The following is a 26,735-nucleotide window of genomic DNA, read 5'->3' as shown; positions in this document are numbered from 1 at the left end:
GGGTTGTGGCATGTGTGGCATCGTCGGTATCGTCGGCAAGTCGAACGTCAATCAGGCGCTGTATGACGCGCTTACCGTCCTCCAGCACCGCGGCCAGGACGCTGCCGGTATCGTAACCAGCCACGATGGCCGGTTATTCCTGCGCAAGGACAACGGACTGGTGCGTGATGTATTCCATCAGCGCCATATGCAGCGCCTGGTCGGGCACATGGGCATTGGTCATGTGCGCTATCCCACTGCGGGCAGTTCGACTTCGGCCGAAGCCCAGCCGTTCTACGTCAACTCGCCTTACGGCATCACGTTGGCGCACAACGGCAATCTGACCAACGTCGAGCAACTGGCCAAGGAGATTTACGAATCCGACCTGCGCCATGTGAACACCAATTCCGATTCGGAAGTGCTGCTCAACGTCTTCGCTCATGAGCTGGCCGTGCGTGGCAAGTTGCAGCCGACCGAAGAAGATATCTTCGCCGCCGTGACCGACGTACACCATCGCTGCCGTGGCGGTTACGCGGTCGTGGCAATGATCACCGGTTATGGCATCGTCGGTTTCCGTGATCCGGACGCCATTCGTCCTATCGTGTTCGGTCAGCGTCATACCGATGAAGGCGTCGAGTACATGATTGCCTCGGAAAGCGTATCGCTCGACGTGTTGGGTTTCACTCTGATCCGCGATCTGGCACCGGGCGAAGCGGTCTACATCACCGAAGACGGCAAACTGTATACCCGCCAGTGCGCAGCCAACCCGAAATATGCGCCGTGCATCTTCGAACACGTCTATCTGGCGCGTCCGGATTCGATCATCGACGGCATCTCGGTCTACAAGGCGCGTCTGCGCATGGGCGAGAAACTGGCCGACAAGATCCTCCGCGAGCGTCCGGATCACGACATCGACGTGGTCATCCCGATTCCGGACACCAGCCGCACCGCGGCGCTGGAACTGGCCAACCATCTGGGCGTCAAGTTCCGCGAAGGGTTCGTCAAGAACCGTTACATCGGTCGTACCTTCATCATGCCGGGGCAGGCTGCGCGCAAGAAATCCGTGCGTCAGAAGCTCAATGCCATCGAACTGGAGTTCCGTGGCAAGAACGTCATGCTGGTGGATGACTCGATCGTGCGCGGTACCACGTGCAAGCAGATCATCCAGATGGCCCGCGAAGCCGGTGCCAAGAACGTCTACTTCTGTTCGGCTGCCCCGGCAGTGCGTTACCCCAACGTCTATGGCATCGATATGCCGAGTGCTCACGAGCTGATCGCCCACAACCGTACCACTCAGGACGTCGCCGACCTTATCGGTGCCGACTGGCTGGTCTATCAGGACCTCAACGACCTGATCGAGGCGGTCAGCGGCAGCAAGAAGATCAAGATCGACAACTTCGATTGCTCGGTCTTCGACGGCAAGTATGTAACGGGCGATATCGACGAGCATTACCTGAACCGGATCGAGCATGCGCGCAACGATGCCTCCAAGGTCAAGACCCAGGCTGTGAGCGCGATCATCGATCTGTACAACAACTAATCGGACAAGGAGTGGGCGGCATGACTCAGGAATGGGATGCAGGTCGGCTGGACAGCGACCTTGAAGGTGTGGGTTTCGATACCCTCGCCGTACGTGCCGGGCAACACCGCACACCGGAAGGCGAGCATGGCGATCCCATGTTCTTCACCTCCAGCTACGTATTTCGCACGGCGGCCGATGCTGCCGCACGTTTTGCGGGCGAAGTGCCAGGCAACGTCTACTCGCGGTATACCAACCCGACGGTGCGCTCCTTCGAGGAGCGCATTGCCGCTCTGGAAGGCGCCGAGCAGGCTGTCGCCACGGCCACTGGCATGGCGGCGACGCTGGCCGTCGTCATGAGCCTGTGCAGTGCGGGAGACCATGTTCTGGTCTCGCGCAGTGTGTTCGGTTCGACCATCAGCCTGTTCGACAAGTATTTCAAACGGTTCGGCATCGAGGTGGATTACGTTCCGCTGGCTGATTTGAGCGGCTGGGATGCGGCCATCAAGGCCAACACCAAAATGCTGTTCGTCGAATCGCCGTCCAACCCGTTGGCCGAACTGGTGGACATCGCCGGTCTGGCCGAGATCGCGCATGCCAAAGGCACGATGCTGATCGTCGATAACTGCTTCTGTACGCCGGCCTTGCAGCAGCCGTTGCTGCTGGGCGCCGATATCGTCGTGCATTCGGCGACCAAGTTCATCGACGGCCAGGGCCGTTGCATGGGCGGCGTGGTGGCTGGTCGCAGCGAACAGATGAAGGAAGTGGTCGGTTTCCTGCGTACCGCCGGGCCGACGCTCAGCCCGTTCAACGCCTGGATCTTCCTCAAGGGCCTCGAAACCCTGAACCTGCGCATGCGTGCCCATTGCGCCAACGCGCAGGCTCTGGCCGAGTGGCTGGAGCAGCAGGATGGCATCGAGAAGGTTCATTACGCCGGGCTCAAGAGCCATCCGCAGCATGAGCTGGCCCAGCGTCAGCAAAAGGGCTTCGGTGCGGTAGTGAGCTTTGAGGTCAAGGGTGGCAAGGACGGCGCATGGCGCTTTATCGATGCTACGCGCCTGATTTCGATCACTGCCAACCTGGGCGACAGCAAAACCACGATCACTCACCCAAGCACCACGTCTCATGGTCGTCTGGCGCCGCAAGAGCGTGAAGCGGCAGGGATTCGTGACAGCCTGATCCGGGTGGCGGTGGGCCTTGAGGATGTCGCAGACCTTCAGGCGGACCTTGCACGAGGTCTGGCCGCGTTGTGAGTGACACAGCGAGTGCTGGAACAGGCCAGGAGTGGGCTCTGAAATTTGCTGGTACCCACAATGGCCGCGTCGCGCTGGTGACCGGTGCCGCTCGCGGCATCGGGCTCGGCATTGCCGCATGGCTGATTGCCGAGGGCTGGCAAGTGGTCCTGACCGATCTGGATCGGGCCCGCGGCGCGAAGGTCGTCAAGGTGCTGGGCGACAATGCCTTGTTCATCGGCATGGACGTCGCCATTGAAGATCAGGTCGCAGCAGGGGTGGCCGAAGTGCTCAGGCAGTTCGGTCGTCTGGACGCCCTCGTGTGCAATGCAGCGATCGCCGATCCGCATAACACCACGCTGGAAAGCCTTGAGCTGTCGCACTGGAATCGGGTGCTGGCCGTCAATCTGGGTGGGCCGATGCTGCTGGCCAAGCATTGTGCGCCCTACCTGCGCGCGCACTGCGGCAGCATCGTCAACCTGACGTCCACGCGAGCCAGCCAGTCCGAACCGGATACCGAGGCTTATGCGGCCAGCAAGGGCGGTCTGATGGCCCTGACGCATGCACTGGCGATCAGCCTGGGGCCCGAGATTCGGGTCAATGCTGTCAGCCCTGGCTGGATCGATGCGCGCGCTCCGTCGCTGCGTCGTGCCGAACCGTTATCAGACACCGATCATGCCCAGCACCCTGCGGGCAGGGTAGGGACGGTAGAAGATGTTGCGGCGATGGTGGCCTGGTTGCTGTCGCGCAATGCAGGTTTCGTCACCGGTCAGGAATTCGTCGTCGACGGCGGGATGACCAGAAAGATGGTCTATGCCGAGTAGTTTCGAACGGCGTGCTGCGATTGGCTCTGTGCTGTGCTTTTGATGTGTGGTAAGGGTTTTGCGATTGAGGCAGTTTTTTAAAAAACTTCAATCAGGCTATTGACTTAGGTTCGTTAGGTGCGTAAATTTCGCGGCCTCAACGAAGCAAAGGGTGATTAGCTCAGCTGGGAGAGCAGCTGCCTTACAAGCAGCGGGTCGGCGGTTCGATCCCGTCATCACCCACCATCGTTGAGTTTGGAAGCTGAAGTTCGAGGGCTTTCATATGCAGCAAACAGTACACAATGCGCAGCGGTAGTTCAGTCGGTTAGAATACCGGCCTGTCACGCCGGGGGTCGCGGGTTCGAGTCCCGTCCGCTGCGCCATATTTGTACAGATCGGGTTCGCCGGGTCTGCGATTGAAAAGCTCAAGGGCCTTTTAGTCACATGTACAGGAAGCAACCTATATCAGGTTTGTTTCAAACAGGTTTACAGCGATACGCAGCGGTAGTTCAGTCGGTTAGAATACCGGCCTGTCACGCCGGGGGTCGCGGGTTCGAGTCCCGTCCGCTGCGCCATACACCGCCTCAAGGCCCTTGAACTCCTTGAAGCAAACAAAAAAGCGACCCCAGGGTCGCTTTTTTGTTGTCTGCGTTTTGACCGATTGCGAACCGGGTCATGCCGCCCGATCAGGTAACGTAGCCAAATCCTTTTGAACTGTACGTTGATACCACGTCTTCCTTGTTGCAGACTTACCGCCATTTCCCCAGTTCGCAGTCTTGCTGGCAGACCTTTCCTCCCTCAGGATTTTCGATGTTTAAGCTATTGAACCTTCGTACCGCATTCTGGGCCGCTGTCCTGCTGACAGCCGCCGGCTGTTCATCGCCGAAACAGGCGATTTATGATCACGAACACTTTGACGACGCTGGAACGTTCTCGCGCAGTTATCCCGCGACCGACCTGGCGTATTGCGAGGCAGGGCGCCGTGCCTTGCTGAGCCAGGGCTATATCATCACCAGCAGCGATCCGAAGATGGTCAGCGGTCGCAAGAGCTTTCAGCAGACCGGTGATACCCATATCGAAATCAGCTTCAATCTGGTCTGTGCAGCCGACATGAAAGATGGCAATTCCACCATGTTCGCCAACGCCTTGCAGGACCGTTATGCGCTGAAGAAGACCAATAACTCGGCAAGCCTGGGGGTCGGGGTGCTGGGTTCTGTGTCGATGCCAATCGGCTCTACGGATGATTCGATGGTCAAGGTTGCCAGCGAAACCGTGTCGTCGGCGAAGTTCTATGAGCGTTTTTTCGGTCTGGTGGAAAACTTCCTGCCGCCAGAAGTGAAAAAGGCTGCGCACATTGTAGAGAAGCCTAAAGCGGAGCTGGGTGTTCCTGATGCAGCACCGGCTGCTGCGGAACCGGCCAAAGCAGTAGAGCCTGCCAAACTGGCCCCGGAGACCAAGGAGTCGACCCACAAGGCTGAGCCTGCTGCAGAAGCCACCACGCCGCCTGCCGCAAGTGAGCCGATGCCTGCGCCAGTCGAGCCTGCATCGTTCAAGGCAGAAAGCGTCGACACACCAGCGGCTGAGCCGGTAGAAAGTCCGGCGCCGACCGAGACTGCGCCAACGCAGTGATGAAATACACCCGCCCTTGAATGCGCGCCACGGCGCAGATGGGTGACGCAGAGCGTCACCCAAGGCATTCCCGCGCTGGAGCGCTCATCGTTATGCACACATCTCGTGGGAGCGAGCTTGCTCGCGAAGACGGTATTTCAGACGGCGTGTTTTCGGCGACTATACCGGCCCTTTCGCGAACAAGTTCGCTCCTACGGCCTACGGCCAGAATCAAAAGCGGACTTATATAACACTGAGCGCTGGAGCGCTCATAGCTATCGTGCCGACGCTCCGCGTTGGCATGCATTTTCTGGACGCTCTGCGTCCTCTTGCGACGTGCAGCGTCGTGAACTCCATTCGCGCGGAGCGTGAGATATCCGCGGCCTCAGCCCAGAAACAACCGATACGCCGGGTTCTCGCTTTCATCCCAGTACGGGTAACCGATTTCGTCCAGCGCTGCGCCCACCAGATGCCGCTCTTCCTCAGGCACGACCAGTCCGGCAACCACCCGGCCATCTGCCGCGCCGTGGTTGCGATAGTGGAACATCGAGATGGTCCAGCGACCGCCCAGGCGGTTGAGGAAGTTGAACAGCGCACCCGGCCGCTCCGGAAATTCAAAGCGCAGCACCACTTCATCATCGACCCGCTCGGCGTGCCCGCCGACCATGTGGCGGATGTGCAGTTTGGCCAGCTCGTTATCGGTCAGGTCCAGCACCGGAAAGCCTTGCCCGGTCAGGCTGGCAATCAGTGCGCTGCGCGGATCGTTTTCCGGATGGGTCTGCACGCCGACGAAGATGTGCGCTTCACGGTCGGTGTGGTAGCGGTAGTTGAATTCGGTGATCTGGCGCTTGCCGATGGCCTCGCAGAACGCCTTGAAGCTGCCCGGCTGCTCGGGAATGGTCACGGCGATGATCGCCTCACGCCCTTCGCCCAGCTCGGCGCGCTCCGCCACGTGGCGCAGGCGGTCAAAGTTGACGTTGGCCCCGGAATCAATCGCCACCAGCGTCTGGCCAGTCACGCCACGCTGCTCGACATACTTTTTGATACCCGCGACGCCCAGCGCACCGGACGGTTCGGTGATCGAGCGAGTGTCGTCGTAGATGTCCTTGATCGCCGCGCAGATCTCATCGGTGCTGACCGTGATCACTTCATCGACGTAATGACGGCACACTTCAAAGGTGTGATAACCGATCTGCGCCACTGCCACGCCATCCGCAAACAGCCCGACCTGGCTCAGCACCACGCGCTCACCCGCCGCCATCGCCGCTTGCAGGCAGTTCGAATCATCCGGCTCGACGCCGATGACCTTGATCTCCGGGCGCAGGTATTTCACATACGCCGCAATACCCGCAATCAAACCGCCACCACCGACCGGCACGAAGATCGCATCCAGTTGCCCCGGCTGCTGACGAAGGATTTCCATCGCCACGGTGCCTTGCCCGGCAATGGTGTCCGGGTCGTCATACGGGTGGATATAGACGAAGCCGTGCTCATCGACCAGTTTTAGCGAGTAGGCCAGCGCTTCGGGGAACGAATCGCCATGCAGCACCACCATGGCGCCACGCGAGCGCACGCCCTCGACCTTGATCTCAGGCGTGGTGCGCGGCATGACGATGGTTGCGAGGATGCCCAGTTCACGTGCCGCCAGCGCCAGCCCTTGGGCATGGTTACCGGCCGACGCCGTGACCACGCCGCGTGCTGCTTCTTCTGCGCTCAGTTGCGCAAGCTTGTTGTAGGCGCCGCGAATCTTGAACGAGAACACCGGCTGCAAGTCTTCGCGCTTGAGCAACACCTGATTGCCCAGCCGCTCGGAGAGCTGGCGAGCGCCTTGCAGCGGCGTTTCGATAGCCACGTCGTAGACGCGGGAGGTGAGGATCTTGCGTACGTAATGGTTGAGCAGATCAGTCATCGCATCGATCCTTCAAACACTGCCCCTCAGGCATGCACGGTGCCATGACAGGCAGCACACCGATTATTCGGTTCAGGGAAGGGGCGATAGGGCGAAGGATGGTGATCATGTCTGGCTCCTGGCTGAATAATGTTGCCCGGGAGACAGAAAAAACCCGCCTCCAGGGCGGGTTTTTTTGCAAACGTCGGCTAACCCGCCATGACTGGAATGACGGTAATAATAATCTGGCCGAGGTGTTGCTGAATGAGGTTCATGAACTGGAGGGTAGGGCGGTGCAGGCAGGCAAGTCAAGCGCGGCGGTAGATATCGAGCTGCATAACCGTCCTGAATCCGCAGAAGATATTTTCGTCTGTTTGATGGGGATCAACATTTTTGTTTCACATTGGCACTTTAATGTTGATCTTGCGGTCAGTTATTCCAGCTTTGATTATCAAGCGCATTGAATCAGCCAGAGGGCAAGAAAATGGACGAATACCAGGAAGAACTACTTGAATACCGAGCATCGGAACTGGACCCGGTAGAGCCTGCCGACGACGCTACCGAACTGTGAACGGCTTCAGGCGCTTTGGCGCTGGCTGCGGCGGAACTCTCCCGGAGTCTGCCCGTTCCAGCGTTTAAAGGCGCGTTGAAAGGCCTCGGCCGAGGCGAACCCCAGTAGATAGGCGATCTCCCCGAACGCCAGTTCGGTGTCGCGGATATAGGTCATTGCCAGATCACGCCGCGTGTCATTGAGCACTGCCCGAAATTGCGTCCCTTCTTCGGCCAGCTTGCGGCGCAGCGTCCAGGTCGGCAGTTTGAGCCTCGCCGCCACTTCCTCCAGATCCGGTTCCCTGCCGCCATTCAGCAACGGCCCGAGTAATTGAATGATGCGCTCACGCAGGCTGCGGGTACGGGTCAGCTGTTCAAGTTCTCTTTCGCACAATTGCAGCAGATGCCGCCAGGTACTCGGGCAGTGATCCGGGTTGCGCAACGCAAGGCTCGCCTGATCCAGACGCAGTTGATTGGTGGTCATGCCAAACAGGACGGGGTTGTCACTCAGGCTGGCGTACAACGCCTCGTAGGCAGGCGCCTGGAACTCGATTTCCATGCGTTGCGCGCGTACTTCGCAGCGGGCCAGCGCTGACAGTTGAGCGAGCCAGCCGCTCAGAATCGAGTCCACCACAAACCGGTTGTAAGCGTTGTAGGGGCTGATGGAATAAAAGCGCATGCACGCGCCTTCAGCATCCTCGTCAAAGCTCGACTGACCGCGATAGTTGGAACCATACAAGGCTTCAAAACGGATCAGGGCACGTGCCGCCTCGCGCACCGTGGGTGCCTGCGCGGCGGTGACGCCTGCAAGGCCGGCCTGCGCGAAACGGCTGAGCTGGCCCATGCGCAATCCCAGTCCGGGCTGGCCGGTCAGTTGAATGGCGGCATGGCCCAGGCGCATGTAACGCGGGATCGACAGTCGCGCCCCGGCCTCGCTCAGGCGCGCAGGATCAAGTCCGAATTGCTCCAGGAGCGGGTTCGGGTCGCGATCGAAGCTGCTGACCGCATCGGTCAGGCTCTGGATAAACCCCACCGACAGATCACCCAGGCGCAGGGTCTGCATCGTCAAAGCCAGAGGTTGATCAGGCGAGCGCCATCGGTAGCGCTGTTTTCCGGCGGCTGTTCGGCTATGGTCTGCCCGCCACGGCTGGCAAAGCTCTGCCCGTAGACGCCCTGATTCCAGAACTGCCCGCGCATGAATACGCTGATGCCCGCCTGCGCCGTGTTCTGCGGCAAACGTCCGGTCAGCGTCAAGCGATGCCAGGCATCACCTTCGCTGGGGTTCTCGTTTGCGATCTCGATGGCCGAGTGGCGGGGCGCGTGCCACGGCTCGTACCAGGCGGTCTTGCCGATCACCAGAGCAGGCACTGCAATCAGCTCGGCCCCGCTCTTGTTCAGCCGCGTGTAATTGTCCGGGTACCAACTGTCGCTGCCGATTAGCACGCCAAGACGGCCGGCCGGTGTATCGATGACCTGCAACGGCGCATCACGCTCGGCGCGTACATAACGCTTCTGATGACGATCCGGATACAGCTGACGTTGCGGCTGGCCAAGCGGTTTGCCGTCGCTGCCGAACGTCACGTTGCAGTTGTAAAGCGCGCCATTGCCGACCTTCAATTGCCCGTTCTCGACGCTGGGCTCCGGCAGCACTATAGAGCCTGCCACCAGTGTGACGCTGAATTCCCTGGCCAGCCCGCCAAACAGCGCCTGATAGTCTCGCGCCATGGCGTGGGCCTTGAGGCGCAGGTGCGCGTCGTCCTGCCGGTTTCTGCCTTCGGCGCCCAGCAGCGCGGTGATGAATTGCACCGGGTTGCTCCAGGACAGCCAGTCCATCGCTTCTTCTACAGTGGTCGCTTGATAGAGCTGGTCTTTTTCGCCGCTGGCAAACAGCCAGGTGCCGATATGCTCCGGCAGGACCACCACTGTTCTGGAATTCAGCAGCCCGAAATCGCGGGCCTGTTGCAGATAGGCCGCCAGCTTGCGGTGCAGCCGCTCGGTGTTCTGATAGTCCGTGGGAAACAGTTGCGGTTCGATGCCCAGCAGATTGCCACGCTCGCTGGGTTCGCCTTCGTTGACAGCAAGACGGATGCGCAGATCGGACAGGTAGTGACCTGCCGGACGTTGTTCGGTCCAGACGGCATAACTGACAAGGCTGGCCACGCCGATGAGGACAAGGCAGATGGCGAAGAATTTGCGCATAGAGGGCTGGGCGGCTGCCATCGGTAAATGATCGGCTAGGGTAGGACGACCTCGGCCGCTTGCCAAGTGCCGCTGCGCGTTTGGATCAATAACTTGTCACTTTCGGTCATTGAGTGTGGCTGAGCTGCTCTTTACTGTGGACTTATTAAACAGAGGGCTCGCAGAGGTCCCTGTTTCCCCGTGATTGACCTGATGGAGTCTTGCGATGACCGCCGCTCATTACCCGCACCTGCTGGCCCCTCTTGACCTGGGCTTCACGACCTTGCGCAATCGCACGCTGATGGGCTCGATGCACACCGGTCTTGAGGAGCGGCCAGGCGGCTTCGAGCGGATGGCCGCGTACTTTGCCGAGCGCGCGCGCGGCGGTGTCGGGCTGATGGTCACTGGCGGGATCGCGCCCAACGAAGAAGGTGGCGTGTACGACGGCGCGGCTAAACTCACCAACGCCGAAGAGGCAGACCGCCACCGCATGGTCACTCAGGCTGTCCACGAGGCGGGCGGCAAGATATGTTTGCAGATCCTGCATGCCGGTCGTTATGCCTACAGCCGCAAACAGGTGGCGCCGAGTGCCATTCAGGCGCCGATCAACCCGTTCACGCCGCGCGAGCTGGACGAGGAGGGCATCGAAAAGCAGATTGCCGATTTCGTGACCTGTTCGACTCTCGCCCAGGCTGCCGGTTACGACGGTGTCGAAATCATGGGCTCGGAAGGCTATTTCATCAATCAGTTCCTGGCCGCCCATACCAACCACCGAACCGATCGCTGGGGCGGCAGCTATGAAAACCGCATGCGTCTGGCGGTCGAGATCGTGACGCGCGTGCGTGCGGCAGTGGGGGCGGACTTCATCATCATCTTTCGCCTGTCGATGCTCGATCTGGTAGAGGGCGGCAGCTCCTGGGAAGAAATCGTCCAGTTGGCCAAGGCCGTCGAGCAGGCCGGTGCGACGCTGATCAACACCGGCATCGGCTGGCATGAAGCGCGCATTCCGACTATCGCCACCAAAGTACCGCGTGCGGCGTTCAGCAAGGTCACGGCCAAGCTGCGGGGTTCGGTGCGCATTCCCCTGATCACCACCAACCGCATCAATACCCCGGAAGTCGCCGAACGTATCCTCAGCGAAGGCGACGCCGACATGGTGTCGATGGCACGTCCGTTTCTGGCCGACCCGGAGTTCGTCAACAAGGCGGCCGCTGGCCGCGCCGAGTTGATCAATACTTGCATCGGTTGCAATCAGGCCTGCCTCGACCACACGTTCGGCGGCAAGCTGACCAGTTGCCTGGTCAACCCGCGTGCCTGCCACGAGACCGAGCTCAATTACCTGCCAACCCTGCAAATCAGAAAAATTGCCGTGGTGGGCGCGGGGCCTGCCGGTCTGGCGGCTGCGACCGTGGCCGCACAACGTGGGCACGAGGTGACACTGTTCGATTCGGCCAGTGAAATCGGCGGGCAGTTCAACATCGCCAAACGTGTGCCGGGTAAAGAGGAGTTTTCCGAGACCCTGCGTTACTTCCGCAACAAGCTTGAGGAAACCGGTGTGCACGTTCGCCTTGGCACCCGTGTAAAAGCCGATGATCTTCTGGCGGCGGGCTTCGACGAAGTGATTCTGGCCACGGGCATCGCACCGCGTACCCCGGCCATCCCCGGCATCGATCACCCCAAGGTGCTGAGCTACCTGGATGTGATCCTGCAGCGCAAACCGGTCGGGCATAGTGTGGCGGTGATTGGTGCGGGCGGTATCGGTTTTGATGTGTCGGAGTTTCTCGTGCATCAGGGCGTTGCCACGAGTCTGGACCGCGAAGCTTTCTGGAAGGAGTGGGGCATCGACACGACGCTGCAGGCGCGCGGCGGCGTGGCTGGCATCAAACCCGACGTGCATGCTCCGGCCCGCCAGGTGTTCCTGCTGCAACGCAAGAACACCAAGGTCGGCGATGGTCTGGGCAAGACCACCGGCTGGATTCATCGCACTGGCCTGAAGAACAAGCAGGTGCAGATGCTCAACAGTGTTCACTACCTGAAAATCGACGATGCCGGGTTGCATATTCGCATCGGCGACGAGGGCGAAGAAAAGCTGCTGCCGGTGGACAACATCGTTATCTGCGCGGGGCAGGACCCGCTGCGTGAGCTGTATGACGACTTGATCGCGGCCGGGCAGAGCGTGCATCTGATCGGCGGCGCAGACGTCGCTGCCGAACTCGACGCCAAGCGCGCTATCGATCAGGGATCGCGTCTGGCCGCTGCGCTCTGAGTCCGCTTGCCGGTAAACTGCGTGGATGATTTCCGACGCCCTTTGCTGGCAGCCCGCTGCTCCGTTGCAACGCATGAACCTGCCCTGGCTACAAGAAGCCGGGGTTGAGGTGGCTGTCCTGCGTCTGGACCAGATCGACCCGCTGATCAGCGGCAACAAATGGTTCAAGCTCAGCGAGCACCTGACCGACGCGGTCGAGGTGGGTGCCAAGGGACTGATCAGCCTGGGCGGCGCACATTCCAATCATCTGCATGCCTTGGCAGCAGCGGGCAAGCGCTTCGGCTTCCCGACCGTTGGCCTGTTGCGTGGTCATGCTCAGCAAACGCCCACGGTGCTCGATCTGCAAGCCTTTGGCATGCAATTGCACTGGCTGGGTTATGCGGGTTATCGAGCGCGGCATGCTGCGGATTTCTGGCAGCCCTGGCAGGCGCTCTATCCCGAGCTTTATCCGATACCCGAAGGCGGCGGCGGGCTCGCCGGTGCCCGGGGCTGTGCCAGGTTACGGGGCATGGTCAACGATCAGCTTGAGCCACTTGGCTGGGATGACTACCACGGCTGGTGGCTGGCTGCCGGGACCGGCACTACCGTTGCCGGTCTGCTGCTGGCAGAGGCGGGCGCGCATCCGGTGTATGGCGCCATGGCGGTGCCGGACGATCATGGTGTGGCGCAGAACATCGTTGCGGTGCTGAACGAGGCCGCAGCACCGCACGTGACCCCGTTGGCTGACCTGCCACCGGCCTGCGTTCTGTTTGACGCCAGCCGGGGCGGCTTTGCCAGAACCGATGCCGCCTTGCTCGACTTCATTGCCAGTAGCGAAGTGCAGAGCGGCATACCGCTCGAGCCTTTGTACACCGGCAAGGCGCTGCTGACCCTGCGTGATGAAGTGCAGGCCGGGCGATTCGAACCCGGTACCCGCCTGATCTTTATCCACACCGGCGGCCTGCAAGGTCGACGGGCAATGGGGCTGTAAGCCTCGCGGCAGAGCTTCTGGCATGAATTCTGCGCGGACAGGTGACGAGACGTCGGCCCTGAGTACGCAGACGACACTTCTGGAGTGAGGTGTTCGGGTCGCGGTCTCGATAATCGAGCCATCCCAGATCAAAATGCCGAGGTCAGCATGACAACCACCGCCGCAGAACACGTCGATCCTGCCACGCTGAAGAAAGTCATCGTCGCCGCTGCCATTGGCAACTTTGTCGAATGGTTCGATTTCGCCGTCTATGGTTTTCTGGCCACCACCATCGCTCTGCAATTCTTTCCCAGCGGCGACAGCAGTGCCGCGTTGTTGAAGACCTTCGCGGTGTTTGCCGTGGCCTTTGCCTTCCGGCCGCTGGGCGGGATCTTCTTCGGCATGCTGGGTGACCGGATCGGCCGCAAGAAAACCCTCGCCATGACCATCCTGCTGATGGCCGCAGCGACCACGCTGATCGGTCTGCTGCCGACGTACGCAGCGATTGGCGTGATGGCGCCGATTCTGCTGACCCTCATTCGCTGCGCCCAGGGTTTCTCGGCGGGCGGCGAGTATGCGGGGGCCTGTGCGTATCTCATGGAGCATGCGCCGCGTACGCAGCGGGCCTGGTACGGCAGTTTCGTTCCGGTTTCGACGTTCTCTGCGTTCGCCGCCGCTGCCGTGGTCGCCTATGCCCTGGAGTCGTCACTGTCCACCGAGGCCATGGGCAGTTGGGGCTGGCGCTTGCCGTTCCTGATCGCCGCGCCGCTGGGGCTGGTGGGTTTGTATCTGCGCTGGAAACTTGATGAAACTCCGGCGTTCCAGGCGGTTGCTCAAGAGCACGCGGTGGCTCACTCGCCGCTCAAGGACACCTTGCGTCATCACGCGGCCGCCATGGGGTGCCTGGGGGCGTTCGTGTCGCTGACGGCGCTGTCGTTTTATATGTTCACCACTTATTTCGCGACCTACCTGCAAGTGGCTGGCGGTTTGAGCCGGGCGACGGCGCTGCTGGTGTCGTTGATCGCCCTGGCATTTGCCGCCGCTCTCTGTCCGCTGGCCGGTGCTTATTCGGATCGGGTAGGGCGTCGTATGACGATGGCCAGCGCCTGCATTCTGCTGATGATCGTGGTGTTGCCGTCCTTCCTGATGGCCAGTTCCGGCTCGTTCATCGCCTCGATCATCGGCGTGATGCTACTGGCCGTGGGCGCCGTACTGTGCGGCGTAGTGACGGCAGCACTGCTGTCGGAAACGTTCCCGACCCGCACCCGCTACACGGCGTCGGCGATCACCTACAACATGGCCTACACCCTGTTCGGCGGCACCGCGCCGTTGATGGCGACCTGGCTGATCAGCGTCACCGGCAGCAACCTGTCACCGGCGTTCTACCTGATTGCCGTGGCCGTGCTGGCGATGGCGGGTGGTCTGGCGTTACCGGAAACCTCGAAGATTTCGTTGCATGACGTGCCGGTTGCGGGAGAGGGGGCAGCGGTGGGTTCAATGGCGTGAGCGCAGTCGTCGGCCGACCTGTCGTTCCTCACGCTCCCGCGTGGGAATGCCTTGGGTGACGCTCTGCGTCACACGCCTGCCCGTAAGCAAAAACGCAACAAAACGTGGCACAGTTGCCCCGAAAAATGGCACATTGGCGCGCCCTGGCACGTGAGACACATTTTGTAATCATCCGCCCGGGGAGACCCGCAAACCTTTTACGGATGAATTTCATGGCGACCAGCGCTCAGCCCGCTACCGCGACGGCCTCGACCACCCCGCAAGCCAGCCCTCTGGTGATGCGCATCATCGGTGCGGTGGCGCTCGCGCACCTGATCAACGACCTGATCCAGGCCATCCTTCCGTCGATCTATCCGATGCTCAAGGCCAGCTATGACCTGAGCTTCACCCAGATCGGCCTGATTACCCTGACGTTTCAGATCACCGCATCGCTGTTACAGCCCTGGGTGGGTTACTACACCGACCGTCATCCCAATCCGCTGGTGCTGCCTTTAGGTTCGATCTGCACCCTGATCGGCATCGTGATGATGTCGATGGTGGGCAGTTTTCCATTGATCCTGTTGGCGGCGGCGCTGATCGGCATCGGTTCATCGACCTTTCACCCGGAAGCCTCGCGTATTGCCCGGCTGGCATCCGGTGGCCGTTTCGGTCTGGCGCAGTCGACCTTTCAGGTGGGGGGCAACACCGGCACAGCCATTGGTCCGCTGCTGGCGGCGGCGATCATCATTCCGTTCGGGCAGGGCAATGTGGCCTGGATCGGGCTGTTTGCGCTGTTCTCCCTCGGCTTGCTGTATGCGATCAGTCGCTGGTATCGCGCGCACCTTAATCTGTTCAAGCTCAAGGCCGGTCAGGCAGCCACCCACGGGCTGTCAAGGAACCGCGTGATTGCCTCGCTGGCCGTGCTGGCTTTCCTGGTGTTCTCCAAGTTTTTCTACATGACCAGCCTGACCAGCTACTTCACGTTCTACCTGATCGAGAAGTTCGACCTGTCAGTCGCCAGCTCGCAGTTGCACCTGTTTCTGTTTCTTGGCGCAGTGGCCGCCGGGACCTTTTTCGGTGGCCCGATTGGCGACCGCATAGGCCGCAAGGCAGTGATCTGGTTTTCGATCCTGGGTGCTGCGCCGTTCACCCTGGCGCTGCCGTATGCGGATCTGTTCTGGACCAGCGTACTCAGCGTGATCATCGGCTTCGTGCTGGCCTCGGCGTTTTCCGCCATCGTGGTGTACGCCCAAGAGTTGGTGCCAGGCAACGTGGGCATGATCGCCGGGATCTTCTTCGGCCTGATGTTCGGCTTCGGCGGCATCGGTGCAGCCTTGCTCGGCTACCTGGCTGACAGCCACGGCATCCTGTTCGTCTACCAACTGTGTTCTTACCTGCCGCTGCTCGGCATCTTCGCCATTCTTCTGCCCCGGACTAAATAATGCTGATCGCAACGCTGATCTTCCTGTTTACCATCACACTGGTTATCTGGCAGCCGAAAGGGCTTGGCGTTGGCTGGAGCGCGGTGCTCGGAGCTGCTCTGGCGTTGCTGACCGGCGTGGTGCACCTGAGTGACATCGCCGTCGTGTGGGGCATCATCTGGAACGCCACTGCCACGTTCATTTCGCTGATCATCATCACCTTGTTGCTGGACGAAGCAGGTTTCTTCGCTTGGGCAGCCTTGCATGTGGCGCGCTGGGGCAAGGGTAACGGGCGGCGTCTGTTTGCCTTGTTCGTGCTGTTTGGTGCGCTGGTGTCGGCGCTGTTCGCCAACGACGGAGCGGTGCTGATCCTCACGCCTATTGTCATCGCCATGATGCTGGCGTTGCGCTTTTCTGCTGCATCGACCCTGGCGTTCGTGATGGCGGCAGGGTTCATTGCCGACACCGCGAGCCTGCCGCTGGTGGTGTCGAATCTGGTGAACATCGTTTCGGCGGACTATTTCAAGATCGGCTTCAATCGGTATGCCGCAGTCATGGTGCCGGTGAACCTGGCCAGCGTTGCCGCCACGCTCGCTGTGCTGATGTGGTACTTCCGCCGCGATATTCCCAGCCAGTTCGAACCCGAGCATCTGGACAAGCCCGAGACGGCTATCCATGACCGGTCCACGTTCCTGGCCGGTTGGGCGGTGCTGCTGATTCTGCTGGTGGGCTGTTTTGCCCTTGAACCGCTGGGCATTCCGATCAGTGCGATCTCGTCGGTGTGCGCATTGTTGCTGCTGGCCATCGCGGCAAAGGGCCACACCATCAAGACGCGCAAGGTGATGAAAGAAGCACCGTGGCACATCGTGGTCTTTTCGCTGGGCATGTACCTGGTGGTGTATGGCTTGCGTAACGCCGGGCTGACCGATTACCTGGCCAACCTGCTGGACTGGTTCGCGGGCTACGGTATCTGGGGCGCGGCAATGGGCACCGGCGTGATGACGGCATTTTTGTCGTCGATCATGAACAACATGCCAACGGTGCTGATCGGGCTGTTGTCCATCGACGCAAGTCATGCCAGTGGGGCGATTCAGGAAGCCATGATTTATGCCAACGTGATCGGCAGCGATCTGGGGCCGAAAATCACGCCGATCGGCAGCCTGGCGACCTTGCTCTGGTTGCATGTGCTGGAGCGCAAGGGCATCACCATCAGTTGGGGTTACTACTTCAAGGTCGGTATTGTGCTGACCGTTCCGGTCCTGCTGATCACGCTGGCGGCGCTGGCGCTGCGACTGGGTTGAAGGCATGACTGGTGTCGGCCAGATTCGGCCACATGTCCGACACCAGAAACAGCCGCTCGGCTTCTTCCCAGTGGCCATCGGGATTCTGCCTCAGGCGCACCAGCAACTGGGCGGGGGCCAGCGGATCGAGTTCTGCCAGCCATTCGCCTAATTGCTCGTTGCTCCAGGCTTCGCTGTAAAGTGCTGGCGCGAGCCAGGCATGGCGGGGCAGCGGTTGCCAGCGGCCGGGCTCGCTTTGTGCCAGAAAGGCTTTCCAGTCGCGCTGATGCAACCAGCGACCCTTGAGGTGATGTGGATGAACGCCTGCGGGTGATTCGCAGGAACCGGGCCACGGATACAGCAAGTAGCCGCCCAGCCACAACTGCGCACTGAACGCCTCGACACCCAGCTCTGCCAGCGCCGCACGACTTTCCGGGCGGGCCGACATGGGCAACTGATGCTGGCTCAGGTGCGTGAGCTTGCGGTCCAGCCGATCATTGCAGCCCGGTCCCAGCCACTGCTCCGGGTTGCAGCCGTCTCCGTCCTGTGGCCCGAGGTACAGCTTGATTGCCAGCTCGACGTGATGCACGCCTTCGCGATCACGCAGCAGCAGGTCGAGTTCGCCGAGGGTCTGGCTGCCTAGCCTTATCGGCAGGTTGGCAGCAATGATCTCGACGCCCGGCGCATGCTGCGCCGCGAACTGCCAGAGCCGCTCGTAATAGCGCCCCAGCCGCCGCGTGGTTGCCAGCGCCAGCCACGCTTCCAGTGGCCTGCTGTCTCGATCGAGCTGCCAGAGAAAATTCGCCAGTCGCTGTGGCTCCTGCACCCAGTCACTGCCCGCCAGCGGATGGCGTTGCGGCCAGGGCGCGACGTCGAGCATGGGCGGCGCCAGAATCACCCAGGCAAGGTCGCGCACTTCCGGATGTCGCAATTGACGGGGCAGGTCGGTCAGGCTGGGGAATAGAGTCATGTGCCGAGGATAGCGTGAGTTGAGGTGCAGCAGTGGGCTGATGTGCCTGTGAGCTGGCTGTGAAAGTGAAAAGATGTGGTGCTAGGCGGCGGGCCTGGTCCCTCCGAGAAAATCGAACTCCTCGCCGGGGCAAGGTGTAAATCTCTTAACGTCCGTTGCTCCCTTTGCGTTTAAGTCGATGCGGCCGTTGGCATCAATATGGATTGTGGTAGTTGGCCATTTCGGATCAATGTTCACGCAACCGCTGATGCCTGCGTTGTCCCACCATTGGAAATACATGAAAAAATCTCTTTTTTGAAATATGTGGCCGGTATCCGAGGTTGCTCCGCCAGGCGACATACCCCCTCTACTTATACGGTGATCTGTGATCCATGTATAACGAAGTCCTCCGGGCGCTTTATCTGAATAGTAAACCCTTACTTCGGGGATTGCGAAATCCCAAAGTGCCAGGATGAAAAAAATGGCCGTTAGCCTTGGGGAACGAATTATTAAATTTAATATGATTTTTCGATTCATCTATTGCTCTTTTTTATAGACTTGTCAAAGCATGTGTGCAATCTCAGTGCGTCTCCCCATTGATCGTTATGGACACTTAGAACTGCCTTCATTATTTCGCTGGCCTGAACTGCGCCTTCTGGGGATTGGCGATGTAGCGATATACCAATGCCAATAGATATCCGGTCAGGGTCATCGTCCCAAGCTCTCAGGCCCGCAATACCTTCTGAGGGCGCTGGCCATGGTTTCTCTATCGGGTTTTTAGCTTTTACCAATATCTCCGACGCTATTTGCTCTAATCCTGCGCCATCCAGAAGTACACTTTCCGAAAAGCCCGCAGCCATTCCAATATAGCCATAGTGAATATTCGACCAGATGTCATAGTAGTAACTGTACTTGCCTTGTTTATGGCGAGTGTCGTTGTTAAATTTTTCCAGTATTTTGGGCTTATGATCCCACTCCCTGTTCTGTCCCACTTTTTCCGTCCATATAGCCATCGCCGCCGCTGTATTCGCCGCCGCAATGGTCTGTGGGTTGTTCTGCGCGCCAAGCTGCGCGTACCACGGCAGCTCCATCCATTTACGGGTTTCCTCTGCAGCGTCGTAGTTCAGCAGTTTCTTCAATTTCTGAACCGTCGGGTGCAGAAGGTTTCGGTTCATTTCGTCAGCGATGTAGCGGGCCAGTTCTTCCATCTGATCCGGGTGATTGCAGACCGGGTCTGTGGTCGTGCTGGAAGCGGCGGGCGAGAACAGCGCTTCGGCGGCACTGGCTTTCTCGTGCAACTCGGGATCGGCCACCAGCTGATCCAGCTTCAGTGCGTCCAGCGAGCCATCGGAGCGAAGGATGCCGAGTCTGGAGAAGTCGATGGCCGGACCTGCCGCAGCGCCGAAGTCGAAGCCGCCACCCACATCAAGGCTGCCGGAAATGATCGTTCCGCCATGGCTGGTCGGGCTGCCCAGATGGGCCATCGGCCGACCGTTGATGATGATCGCCGGAAAGCCGGTGACGATCAGCGCACCACAGGCACATAGATCGCCTACTCTGGCGGCGGACATGCCGTTGATCAGGGTATCGGAAGACGCTGTGACAATCGGTGTCGAACCATGGCCCGGCAACGGGCAGAGGTGCATGTCGCCCTGGCGGGCTGAGGGAATCATGCGTCGTCCTTAGGTGTCTTGAAAACGGACGAAGCTAATGAATATCTTCTGCTGGGTATGTAAGGCGATTCCGGGGTTTTTGAAGGAATCTGCTCATTTATTCAGGATCAATCGGCTGATTGAAAAGCCTGGCCATAAGCGCCTTTCGCTTGAACATGGCTTGCCGGTTTGCTGCTGGCGGGCCGTTTCGCCCATAATCGCCTTTTAAGTCGTCTCGAACCGCAGCAGGAGCCCCATGGAGCAATTTCGCAATATCGGCATCATCGGCCGCCTGGGCAGTGTGCAGGTGCTCGACACCGTTCGCCGACTCAAGAGATTCCTGCTGGATCGGCATCTGCACGTCATTCTCGAAGAGACGATTGCCGAAGTGCTGCCGGGTCACGGCTTGCAGACCTCGTCGCGCAAGATGCTCGGTGAAGTCTGTGACATGGTCATCGTGGTCGGTGGCGACGGCAGCCTGTTGGGCGCGGCGCGTGCGCTGGCCAGGCATAACGTACCGGTGCTGGGCATCAACCGTGGCAGCCTGGGGTTTCTGACCGACATTCGTCCCGACGAACTGGAGGTCAAGTGCGCTGAAGTGCTCGACGGACATTATCTGGTCGAGAACCGCTTTCTGCTGCAAGCCGAGGTACGTCGCCATGGTGAGGCCATCGGCCAGGGCGATGCGCTCAATGACGTGGTGCTGCACCCCGGCAAGTCGACGCGGATGATCGAGTTCGAAATCTACATCGATGGCCAGTTCGTGTGCAGCCAGAAGGCCGACGGCCTGATCGTGGCCACACCGACCGGCTCGACGGCTTATGCGCTGTCTGCGGGCGGGCCGATCATGCACCCCAAGCTCGACGCTATTGTCATCGTGCCGATGTACCCGCACACGCTGTCCGGTCGGCCCATCGTGGTGGACGGCAACAGTGAGCTGAAAATCGTGGTGTCAAAGGACATGACCATTTATCCGCAGGTGTCCTGTGACGGGCAGAATCACTTCACCTGCGCGCCGGGCGACACCATTACGGTCAGTAAGAAGCCGCAGAAACTGCGCCTGATTCATCCGCTGGATCACAACTATTACGAAGTCTGCCGCACCAAGCTCGGCTGGGGCAGCAGGCTCGGCGGCGGGGGCGATTAATGCTCGATCCGGCGCGTGGCTACGATCTGATCGGTGACGTGCACGGGTGTGCCCATACCCTCGAGCACTTGCTGGAGCTTCTCGGTTACCGTTTGCAGGCTGGCGTGTGGCGCCACCCTGAGCGCGTCGTGATTTTTCTCGGTGACATTATCGACCGTGGCCCGTTTATCCGCGAGTCGCTGCATATTGTCCGCGATATGGTTCAGGCCGGTCAGGCCCTGTGCCTGATGGGTAACCATGAGTTCAACGCGCTTGGTTGGGTCACCCCGGCCTTGCCTGAAAGCGGCCATGAGTTCGTGCGCGAACACACGCCGCGTCATGCCCGGTTGATCGGCGAGACGCTGGCGCAGTTCGAGCGTTACCCGGATGAGTGGCGCGAGTTCGTCAACTGGTTCTATGAATTGCCGTTGTACATGGATGCCGGGCGTTTCCGGGTGGTGCATGCCTGCTGGGATGCGACCCTGATCGACCCGTTGCGCAGCCTTTACAGCAACGGTTGCATCGACAAAGCCTTTGTTCAGGCCTCGGCAACGCCCGGCAGTTTCGCCAGCAATGTGTTCAACCGTCTGCTGCGCGGCACCGACATGCGCTTGCCGCACGGCCTGACGCTGACCGGCGGCGACGGCCTGACGCGCGAGTTCTTCCGTACCAAGTTCTGGGAAGATGACCCGCAGACCTACGGCGACGTGGTGTTCCAGCCCGACGCATTGCCCGAGGGCGTGGCCAAGACGCCGTTGTCCACGTCCGAAAAGAATGCACTGCTGCGCTATGGCATCAACGAGCCGCTGCTGTTTGTCGGTCACTACTGGCGCAGTGGCCTGCCGGCACCCATCCGCCCGAATCTGGCCTGCCTGGATTACAGCGCCGTGCTCTACGGCAAACTGGTCGCCTATCGGCTGGATCAGGAAACACAGGTCGATCCGGATAAATTCGTCTGGGTCGATGTTCAGCGTCCCGAGGTTTCACAATGAGTCCCGTTGCCGTTCTGCGTTTGCCGCTGACCACCGATCTGAGCGGGTTTGTCCGCCTGTTGCAGCGCTTGCAGATCCCTCATCGGGTCAGCGAAGAAGTCGGTGAGCAGGTGCTGTGGGTGCCGGATACCGGGCGGCTGGCCGATGACGTACGTGAGCTGTATGCGCGCTTTCCGGACGGTGACGAGAACGTTCAACTGGCGGATGCCAGCCAGGCACCAAAGTACACACCACCGGGCCTGATCGAGCAATTGCGCAGCAGCCCGGTGACGGCGCTGGTGTTGCTGGTCACTTTGCTGGTAGCCGGCCTGACGCTGCTGGGTGACAACCTGGAAGCCATTCGCTGGCTGACCTTTCAGGATTTCCGGATCAATGGCGAGTACGCGACGTTTTTGCCGTTGTCTGAAACTCTTGCGTCCGGGCAATGGTGGCGCATCATTTCGCCGATGCTCATACATTTCGGCATCCTGCACCTGGCCATGAACGGCATGTGGTTCTGGGAGCTGGGCCGACGTATCGAAATTCGCCAGGGCAGCCTGACGTTGCTGTTGCTCACACTGCTGTTTTCGGCGGTTTCCAACTACGTGCAATACCTGTTCAGCGGCCCCAGCCTGTTCGGCGGACTGTCTGGCGTACTGTACGGGTTGCTCGGCCATTGCTGGATCTTCCAGATGCTGGCGCCCAACCCGGTTTACCGTCTGCCGCGTGGCGTGCTGATCATGATGCTGATCTGGCTGGCGCTGTGCCTGTCTGGTCTGGTGAGCATGCTGGGCTTCGGCGAAATCGCCAACGGCGCGCATGTCGGCGGGCTGGTCATCGGCTGTATCACCGGCTTGCTGGGTGGTGCGCTTGCGCGCCGTAGAGCCTAGAATTCCCCGCTATTTTCTGGAGTGCGCCATGTCGTCTTTTATAGAAATGATCGAAAACATCACCCCGGATATCTACGAAAGCCTGAAGCTGGCTGTGGAGATCGGCAAATGGTCCGACGGTCGCAAGCTGACTCAGGAACAGCGTGAACTGTCGTTGCAGGCGCTGATCGCCTGGGAAGCGCAGAACCTGCCGGAAGACCAGCGCACCGGCTACATGGGGCCGCAGGAATGCGCCTCCAAGTCCGCGCCGGTGCCTAATATCCTGTTCAAATCGGATGCTATTCATTGATCGAACTTGGTCGCGGAGCAGTCAACAAAATGTTGGCGCGTCAGGATGACGCGTCGTTCGTGCAATACGCTTTTCGCCTGGGCGACACCGAAATTGCGGTCAACCCGCTGATCGGCAAGACGCTGCGTCTGGAATTTCTCGGCGCTATTCATTGCAGCCATTGCGGGCGCAAGACCAAGTCCAGCTACAGCCAGGGTTATTGCTACCCGTGCATGCTCAAACTGGCGCAGTGTGATCTGTGCATCATGAGCCCGGAAAGATGTCATCACGATCAGGGCACCTGCCGCGATCCGGCGTGGGGCGAGCAATTCTGCATGACCGATCACATTGTCTATCTGGCCAACTCGTCAGGCGTGAAAGTCGGTATCACCCGTGCCACGCAATTGCCGACCCGCTGGCTGGACCAGGGCGCCAGTCAGGCACTGCCGATCATTCGCGTGGCGACCCGCCAGCAGTCGGGTTTTGTTGAAGACCTGCTGCGCAGTCAGGTCGCTGACCGCACCAATTGGCGTGCCTTGCTCAAGGGTGACGCGCAGCCCGTCGATCTTAAGGCCATTCGCCAGGAGCTGTTCGACAGTTGCGGTGCGGGGCTGCTCGGATTGCAAGAACGATTCGGTCTGCAGGCCATCCAACTGCTACATGAGGCCGAGCCTGTCGAGTTTCGTTACCCGGTCGAGGCGTACCCGACCAAGATTGTCAGCTTCAATCTGGACAAGAACCCGATTGCCGAGGGCACGCTGCTGGGGATCAAGGGCCAATACCTGATTTTCGACACTGGCGTGATCAATATTCGCAAGTACACGGCCTATCAACTGGCCGTGCATCAGTAAAAGGATTCCAGCATGCGCACCGAACAACCGAAAATGATTTATCTGAAGGATTATCAGGCTCCCGAGTACCTCATCGATGAGACAAACCTGACCTTCGAGCTGTTCGACGATCACTCGCTGGTCCACGCGCAACTGGTGATGCGCCGGAACCCGGAGCGCGGCGCAGGTCTGCCGCCGCTTGTGCTGGACGGCCAGCATCTGGAACTGGTCTCGGTAAAAATGAGCGACATCGAGCTGAGCGCGGCGGATTACCAGCTGACAGAAGATCACCTGACCCTGCATCCACAGGCTGAAAGCTTCACGGTCGACAGCACCGTGCGCATCCATCCTGAAACCAATACCGCACTGGAAGGCCTGTACAAGTCCAGCGGCATGTTCTGCACCCAGTGCGAGGCCGAGGGCTTCCGCAAGATCACCTATTACCTCGACCGCCCCGACGTGATGAGCAAGTTCACCACCACGCTCAGCGCCGACAAGCAAAGCTTCCCGATTCTGCTGTCCAACGGCAACCCCGTGGCCAGTGGCGAAGAAGAGGGCGGTCGGCACTGGGCGACCTTGGAAGACCCGTTCATGAAACCGGCCTACCTGTTTGCGCTGGTGGCCGGTGATTTGTGGTGCATCGAAGACACCTTTACCACCATGAGCCAGCGGGAAGTGACCCTGCGCATTTACGTCGAGCCGGAAAACGTCGACAAGTGCCAGCACGCCATGACCAGTCTGAAAAAGTCGATGCGCTGGGACGAAGAAACCTACGGCCGCGAGTACGACCTGGACATCTTCATGATCGTCGCAGTCAACGATTTCAACATGGGCGCAATGGAGAACAAGGGCCTCAACATCTTCAACTCCAGCGCCGTGCTGGCCCGTGCTGAAACGGCTACCGACGCCGCGCACCAGCGCGTCGAAGCGATCGTCGCCCACGAATACTTCCACAACTGGTCGGGCAACCGCGTGACCTGCCGTGACTGGTTCCAGCTGTCGCTCAAGGAAGGCTTCACGGTCTATCGCGACGCCGGTTTCTCGGCCGACATGAACTCGGCCACGGTCAAGCGTATTCAGGACGTCGCTTACCTGCGTACCCACCAGTTCGCCGAAGATGCTGGCCCGATGGCCCACGCCGTGCGCCCGGACAGCTTTATCGAAATTTCCAACTTCTACACCCTGACCGTGTACGAGAAGGGTTCGGAAGTGGTCGGCATGCTCCACACCCTGCTGGGTGCCCAAGGCTTCCGCAAAGGCAGCGACCTGTATTTCGAGCGCCACGACGGCCAGGCCGTCACCTGCGACGATTTCATCAAGGCCATGGAAGACGCCAACGGCGTTGACCTGACCCAATTCAAGCGCTGGTACAGCCAAGCGGGTACGCCGCGTCTGGCGGTCAGCGAGTCGTATGACGCCGCTGCGAAAACCTACAGCCTGACCTTCCGCCAAAGCTGCCCGAGCACACCGGGGCAGCCGGGTGATCAAAAGCAGCCGTTCGTGATCCCGGTCGAGCTGGGTCTGCTGGACAGCAAAGGCGGCGAGATTGCTTTGCGTCTGGCAAACGAAGCGTCCGCAAGCGGCACTACGCGGGTGCTGGCGGTGACCGAAGCCGAGCAGACGTTCACCTTTGTCGATATCGCTGAAAAGCCGTTGCCTTCGTTGCTGCGCGGCTTCTCTGCACCGGTCAGACTGAGCTTCCCGTATGACCGCGATCAACTGATGTTCCTGATGCAGCACGACAGCGACGGCTTCAATCGCTGGGACGCGGGTCAGCAACTGTCGGTTCAGGTGTTGCAGGAACTGATCGGTCAGCATCAGCAAGGTCAGCCACTGGTCATGGATCAGCGTCTGATTACTGCGCTGGGCACTGTGCTGGCGGATGAGCAACTCGATCAGGCCATGGTCGCAGAAATGCTGTCGCTGCCGGGCGAGGCTTATCTGGCCGAAATCAGCGAAGTGGCGGACGTCGATGCCATTCACGCGGCTCGTGAGTTCGCGCGCAAGCAACTGGCTGATGCGCTGTTCGACAGCCTGCTGGCCCGATACCAGGCCAATCGTGAAGTGTCCAAGGCCACGCCTTACGTTGCCGAGTCTGCGCACTTCGCCCGTCGTGCCTTGCAGAACATCGCCTTGTCGTACCTGATGCTCAGCGGCAAGCCGCAGGTGCTGGCGGCCACCATCGACCAATTCGACACCAGCGACAACATGACCGAACGCCTGACCGCACTGGCCGTGCTGGTCAACTCGCCATTCGCCGAAGAGCGTGACAAGGCGCTGGCAGTGTTTGCCGAGAACTTCAAGACCAATGCGCTTGTGATGGATCAGTGGTTCAGTGTTCAGGCGGCCAGCACCCAGCCGGGCGGCCTGCAACGCGTGCAGGAATTGATGAAGCATCCTGCGTTCAGCATCAAGAACCCGAACAAGGTCCGCGCCCTGATCGGTGCGTTTGCCGGGCAAAACCTGATCAACTTCCACGCGGCGGACGGCTCCGGCTACCGCTTCCTGGCAGACCTGGTGATCGAGCTGAACGCCCTGAACCCGCAAATCGCCTCTCGCCAACTGGCGCCACTGACTCGCTGGCGCAAATACGACAGCGCCCGTCAGGCGCTGATGAAAGCCGAGCTGGAACGCATCCTCGCGTCCGGCAAACTGTCAGCGGATGTGTACGAAGTGGTGAGCAAAAGTCTGGCTGAATGAGGGTTGCCCAACGCCTGACAGGCACTTGTGAGAAAAGCGCTGTCCGCTGATGCGGACAGCGCTTTTTTGTTCGTGCCACGCAATCATGCTTTTGATTATGCCCGGAGGGCGTAGGAACGAACTCGTTCGCGAAGATAGTGAATGACTATCGTGCCAATGCTCCGCATTGGCATGCATTGGGTGCCGCTCCGC

22 protein-coding genes and 3 tRNA genes are annotated in these 26,735 nt (G+C 60.1%); 19 read left to right on the top strand and 6 right to left on the bottom strand.

The window, feature by feature from the left end:
* The first annotated feature begins 10 nt into the window (after positions 1-10).
* The 7 genes from purF to I9H07_RS15745 all read left to right on the top strand — a co-directional run bounded on the left by purF (position 11) and on the right by I9H07_RS15745 (position 5,162).
* Positions 11-1,519: an amidophosphoribosyltransferase gene (purF, locus tag I9H07_RS15775; RefSeq protein ID WP_024674337.1), complete on the top strand. Its 1,509-nt coding sequence runs from the start codon at positions 11-13 to the stop codon at positions 1,517-1,519.
* 20 nt (positions 1,520-1,539) lie between these two features.
* Complete coding sequence (locus I9H07_RS15770; protein WP_024674336.1) at positions 1,540-2,751, top strand: O-succinylhomoserine sulfhydrylase; 1,212 nt, start codon at positions 1,540-1,542, stop codon at positions 2,749-2,751.
* Positions 2,748-3,554, top strand: a complete 807-nt coding sequence (locus I9H07_RS15765; protein ID WP_236424744.1) for an SDR family oxidoreductase — start codon at positions 2,748-2,750, stop codon at positions 3,552-3,554. Before I9H07_RS15770 ends, I9H07_RS15765 begins: the two co-directional genes overlap by 4 nt.
* 149 nt (positions 3,555-3,703) lie before the next feature.
* A tRNA-Val gene (locus I9H07_RS15760) sits at positions 3,704-3,779 on the top strand.
* A 60-nt stretch (positions 3,780-3,839) separates the two neighbouring features.
* A tRNA-Asp gene (locus I9H07_RS15755) sits at positions 3,840-3,916 on the top strand.
* Between the two features lie 115 nt (positions 3,917-4,031).
* Positions 4,032-4,108, top strand: a tRNA-Asp gene (locus I9H07_RS15750).
* Between the two features lie 235 nt (positions 4,109-4,343).
* The gene (locus I9H07_RS15745) at positions 4,344-5,162 is read left to right on the top strand and encodes a DUF2242 domain-containing protein (protein WP_236424746.1); all 819 of its coding nucleotides are present in this window, start codon (positions 4,344-4,346) and stop codon (positions 5,160-5,162) included.
* A 364-nt stretch (positions 5,163-5,526) separates the two neighbouring features.
* Here I9H07_RS15745 and ilvA read toward each other — a convergent pair whose 3' ends face one another.
* Positions 5,527-7,041 carry a threonine ammonia-lyase, biosynthetic gene (gene ilvA / locus I9H07_RS15740; protein WP_236433073.1) on the bottom strand — a complete coding sequence of 505 codons (1,515 nt, stop codon included), beginning with the start codon at positions 7,039-7,041 and terminating at the stop codon, positions 5,527-5,529.
* Between the two features lie 116 nt (positions 7,042-7,157).
* On the opposite strand from ilvA, the gene I9H07_RS15735 reads away from it, so the two are divergent.
* A complete protein-coding gene (locus I9H07_RS15735; protein WP_235591747.1) occupies positions 7,158-7,493 on the top strand; it encodes a hypothetical protein in 336 nt (111 codons plus the stop codon).
* 113 nt (positions 7,494-7,606) lie between these two features.
* On the opposite strand, the gene I9H07_RS15730 is transcribed toward I9H07_RS15735, so the two are convergent.
* Together I9H07_RS15730 and I9H07_RS15725 are read right to left on the bottom strand one after the other, a co-directional pair.
* On the bottom strand, positions 7,607-8,647 hold the full coding sequence (locus I9H07_RS15730) for an AraC family transcriptional regulator (protein ID WP_236423263.1): 1,041 nt from the start codon (positions 8,645-8,647) through the stop codon (positions 7,607-7,609).
* Positions 8,644-9,777: a nitrilase-related carbon-nitrogen hydrolase gene (locus I9H07_RS15725; RefSeq protein ID WP_058824449.1), complete on the bottom strand. Its 1,134-nt coding sequence runs from the start codon at positions 9,775-9,777 to the stop codon at positions 8,644-8,646. Before I9H07_RS15725 ends, I9H07_RS15730 begins: the two co-directional genes overlap by 4 nt.
* 205 nt (positions 9,778-9,982) lie before the next feature.
* Between I9H07_RS15725 and I9H07_RS15720 the strand changes: the two genes are divergently transcribed.
* The 5 genes from I9H07_RS15720 to I9H07_RS15700 all read left to right on the top strand — a co-directional run bounded on the left by I9H07_RS15720 (position 9,983) and on the right by I9H07_RS15700 (position 17,178).
* Complete coding sequence (locus I9H07_RS15720) at positions 9,983-12,022, top strand: NADPH-dependent 2,4-dienoyl-CoA reductase (protein WP_236423262.1); 2,040 nt, start codon at positions 9,983-9,985, stop codon at positions 12,020-12,022.
* Positions 12,023-12,047: 25 nt separating this feature from the next.
* Positions 12,048-12,992: a 1-aminocyclopropane-1-carboxylate deaminase/D-cysteine desulfhydrase gene (locus I9H07_RS15715; protein ID WP_236423261.1), complete on the top strand. Its 945-nt coding sequence runs from the start codon at positions 12,048-12,050 to the stop codon at positions 12,990-12,992.
* Positions 12,993-13,139: 147 nt separating this feature from the next.
* Positions 13,140-14,477: an MFS transporter gene (locus I9H07_RS15710; RefSeq protein WP_236423260.1), complete on the top strand. Its 1,338-nt coding sequence runs from the start codon at positions 13,140-13,142 to the stop codon at positions 14,475-14,477.
* 212 nt (positions 14,478-14,689) lie between these two features.
* On the top strand, positions 14,690-15,898 hold the full coding sequence (locus tag I9H07_RS15705) for an MFS transporter (RefSeq protein ID WP_058824446.1): 1,209 nt from the start codon (positions 14,690-14,692) through the stop codon (positions 15,896-15,898).
* Positions 15,898-17,178 (top strand): arsenic transporter, encoded by a 1,281-nt coding sequence (locus I9H07_RS15700; RefSeq protein ID WP_024675028.1) that lies wholly within the window; start codon positions 15,898-15,900, stop codon positions 17,176-17,178. Before I9H07_RS15705 ends, I9H07_RS15700 begins: the two co-directional genes overlap by 1 nt.
* Here the strand turns inward: I9H07_RS15700 and I9H07_RS15695 are convergent.
* The 3 genes from I9H07_RS15695 to I9H07_RS15685 all read right to left on the bottom strand — a co-directional run bounded on the left by I9H07_RS15695 (position 17,144) and on the right by I9H07_RS15685 (position 19,779).
* Positions 17,144-18,127: a DUF1853 family protein gene (locus I9H07_RS15695; protein WP_236423259.1), complete on the bottom strand. Its 984-nt coding sequence runs from the start codon at positions 18,125-18,127 to the stop codon at positions 17,144-17,146. The genes I9H07_RS15700 and I9H07_RS15695 overlap by 35 nt on opposite strands.
* An 81-nt stretch (positions 18,128-18,208) precedes the next feature.
* Positions 18,209-18,643 carry a hypothetical protein gene (locus I9H07_RS24930; RefSeq protein WP_327099117.1) on the bottom strand — a complete coding sequence of 145 codons (435 nt, stop codon included), beginning with the start codon at positions 18,641-18,643 and terminating at the stop codon, positions 18,209-18,211.
* Entirely contained in the window at positions 18,640-19,779 is a 1,140-nt protein-coding gene (locus tag I9H07_RS15685) for a polymorphic toxin type 44 domain-containing protein (protein WP_236423258.1), read from the bottom strand. Before I9H07_RS15685 ends, I9H07_RS24930 begins: the two co-directional genes overlap by 4 nt.
* 235 nt (positions 19,780-20,014) lie before the next feature.
* Between I9H07_RS15685 and I9H07_RS15680 the strand changes: the two genes are divergently transcribed.
* The 6 genes from I9H07_RS15680 to pepN are packed head-to-tail and all read left to right on the top strand — an operon-like array spanning position 20,015 to position 26,543.
* Positions 20,015-20,905 carry an NAD(+) kinase gene (locus tag I9H07_RS15680; protein ID WP_003382947.1) on the top strand — a complete coding sequence of 297 codons (891 nt, stop codon included), beginning with the start codon at positions 20,015-20,017 and terminating at the stop codon, positions 20,903-20,905.
* Positions 20,905-21,876, top strand: coding sequence for a metallophosphoesterase (locus tag I9H07_RS15675; protein WP_058392441.1), 972 nt, complete (start codon positions 20,905-20,907; stop codon positions 21,874-21,876). Before I9H07_RS15680 ends, I9H07_RS15675 begins: the two co-directional genes overlap by 1 nt.
* Positions 21,873-22,745: a rhomboid family intramembrane serine protease gene (locus tag I9H07_RS15670; RefSeq protein WP_025390336.1), complete on the top strand. Its 873-nt coding sequence runs from the start codon at positions 21,873-21,875 to the stop codon at positions 22,743-22,745. Before I9H07_RS15675 ends, I9H07_RS15670 begins: the two co-directional genes overlap by 4 nt.
* 28 nt (positions 22,746-22,773) lie before the next feature.
* Positions 22,774-23,034 carry a YeaC family protein gene (locus I9H07_RS15665; protein ID WP_003368468.1) on the top strand — a complete coding sequence of 87 codons (261 nt, stop codon included), beginning with the start codon at positions 22,774-22,776 and terminating at the stop codon, positions 23,032-23,034.
* Positions 23,031-23,864: a DUF2797 domain-containing protein gene (locus I9H07_RS15660; protein ID WP_024644796.1), complete on the top strand. Its 834-nt coding sequence runs from the start codon at positions 23,031-23,033 to the stop codon at positions 23,862-23,864. The genes I9H07_RS15665 and I9H07_RS15660 overlap by 4 nt, the downstream gene beginning before the upstream one ends.
* Positions 23,865-23,876: 12 nt before the next feature.
* On the top strand, positions 23,877-26,543 hold the full coding sequence (gene pepN / locus I9H07_RS15655; RefSeq protein ID WP_236423257.1) for an aminopeptidase N: 2,667 nt from the start codon (positions 23,877-23,879) through the stop codon (positions 26,541-26,543).
* The last annotated feature ends 192 nt before the right edge of the window (positions 26,544-26,735 follow it).

It is taken from the genome of Pseudomonas syringae, assembly GCF_023278085.1.
GTDB classification, from domain to species: Bacteria; Pseudomonadota; Gammaproteobacteria; order Pseudomonadales; family Pseudomonadaceae; genus Aquipseudomonas; species Aquipseudomonas syringae_Q.
Note: the sequence above shows the minus strand (reverse complement) of the source record. Positions and strands in the feature narration are given on the sequence as shown.

Excerpts from the sequence above, each read along its gene's own strand:
- purF (WP_024674337.1), top strand. The coding sequence starts at position 11 with ATGTGTGGCATCGTCGGTATCGTCGGCAAGTCGAACGTCAATCAGGCG.
- I9H07_RS15770 (WP_024674336.1), top strand. The coding sequence starts at position 1,540 with ATGACTCAGGAATGGGATGCAGGTCGGCTGGACAGCGACCTTGAAGGT.
- I9H07_RS15745 (WP_236424746.1), top strand. The coding sequence starts at position 4,344 with ATGTTTAAGCTATTGAACCTTCGTACCGCATTCTGGGCCGCTGTCCTG.
- I9H07_RS15735 (WP_235591747.1), top strand. The coding sequence starts at position 7,158 with ATGTCTGGCTCCTGGCTGAATAATGTTGCCCGGGAGACAGAAAAAACC.
- I9H07_RS15725 (WP_058824449.1), bottom strand. The coding sequence starts at position 9,777 with ATGCGCAAATTCTTCGCCATCTGCCTTGTCCTCATCGGCGTGGCCAGC.
- I9H07_RS15720 (WP_236423262.1), top strand. The coding sequence starts at position 9,983 with ATGACCGCCGCTCATTACCCGCACCTGCTGGCCCCTCTTGACCTGGGC.
- I9H07_RS15715 (WP_236423261.1), top strand. The coding sequence starts at position 12,048 with ATGATTTCCGACGCCCTTTGCTGGCAGCCCGCTGCTCCGTTGCAACGC.
- I9H07_RS15710 (WP_236423260.1), top strand. The coding sequence starts at position 13,140 with ATGACAACCACCGCCGCAGAACACGTCGATCCTGCCACGCTGAAGAAA.
- I9H07_RS15705 (WP_058824446.1), top strand. The coding sequence starts at position 14,690 with ATGGCGACCAGCGCTCAGCCCGCTACCGCGACGGCCTCGACCACCCCG.
- I9H07_RS15700 (WP_024675028.1), top strand. The coding sequence starts at position 15,898 with ATGCTGATCGCAACGCTGATCTTCCTGTTTACCATCACACTGGTTATC.
- I9H07_RS15695 (WP_236423259.1), bottom strand. The coding sequence starts at position 18,127 with ATGACTCTATTCCCCAGCCTGACCGACCTGCCCCGTCAATTGCGACAT.
- I9H07_RS24930 (WP_327099117.1), bottom strand. The coding sequence starts at position 18,643 with ATGAATCGAAAAATCATATTAAATTTAATAATTCGTTCCCCAAGGCTA.
- I9H07_RS15685 (WP_236423258.1), bottom strand. The coding sequence starts at position 19,779 with ATGATTCCCTCAGCCCGCCAGGGCGACATGCACCTCTGCCCGTTGCCG.
- I9H07_RS15680 (WP_003382947.1), top strand. The coding sequence starts at position 20,015 with ATGGAGCAATTTCGCAATATCGGCATCATCGGCCGCCTGGGCAGTGTG.
- I9H07_RS15675 (WP_058392441.1), top strand. The coding sequence starts at position 20,905 with ATGCTCGATCCGGCGCGTGGCTACGATCTGATCGGTGACGTGCACGGG.
- I9H07_RS15670 (WP_025390336.1), top strand. The coding sequence starts at position 21,873 with ATGAGTCCCGTTGCCGTTCTGCGTTTGCCGCTGACCACCGATCTGAGC.
- I9H07_RS15665 (WP_003368468.1), top strand. The coding sequence starts at position 22,774 with ATGTCGTCTTTTATAGAAATGATCGAAAACATCACCCCGGATATCTAC.
- pepN (WP_236423257.1), top strand. The coding sequence starts at position 23,877 with ATGCGCACCGAACAACCGAAAATGATTTATCTGAAGGATTATCAGGCT.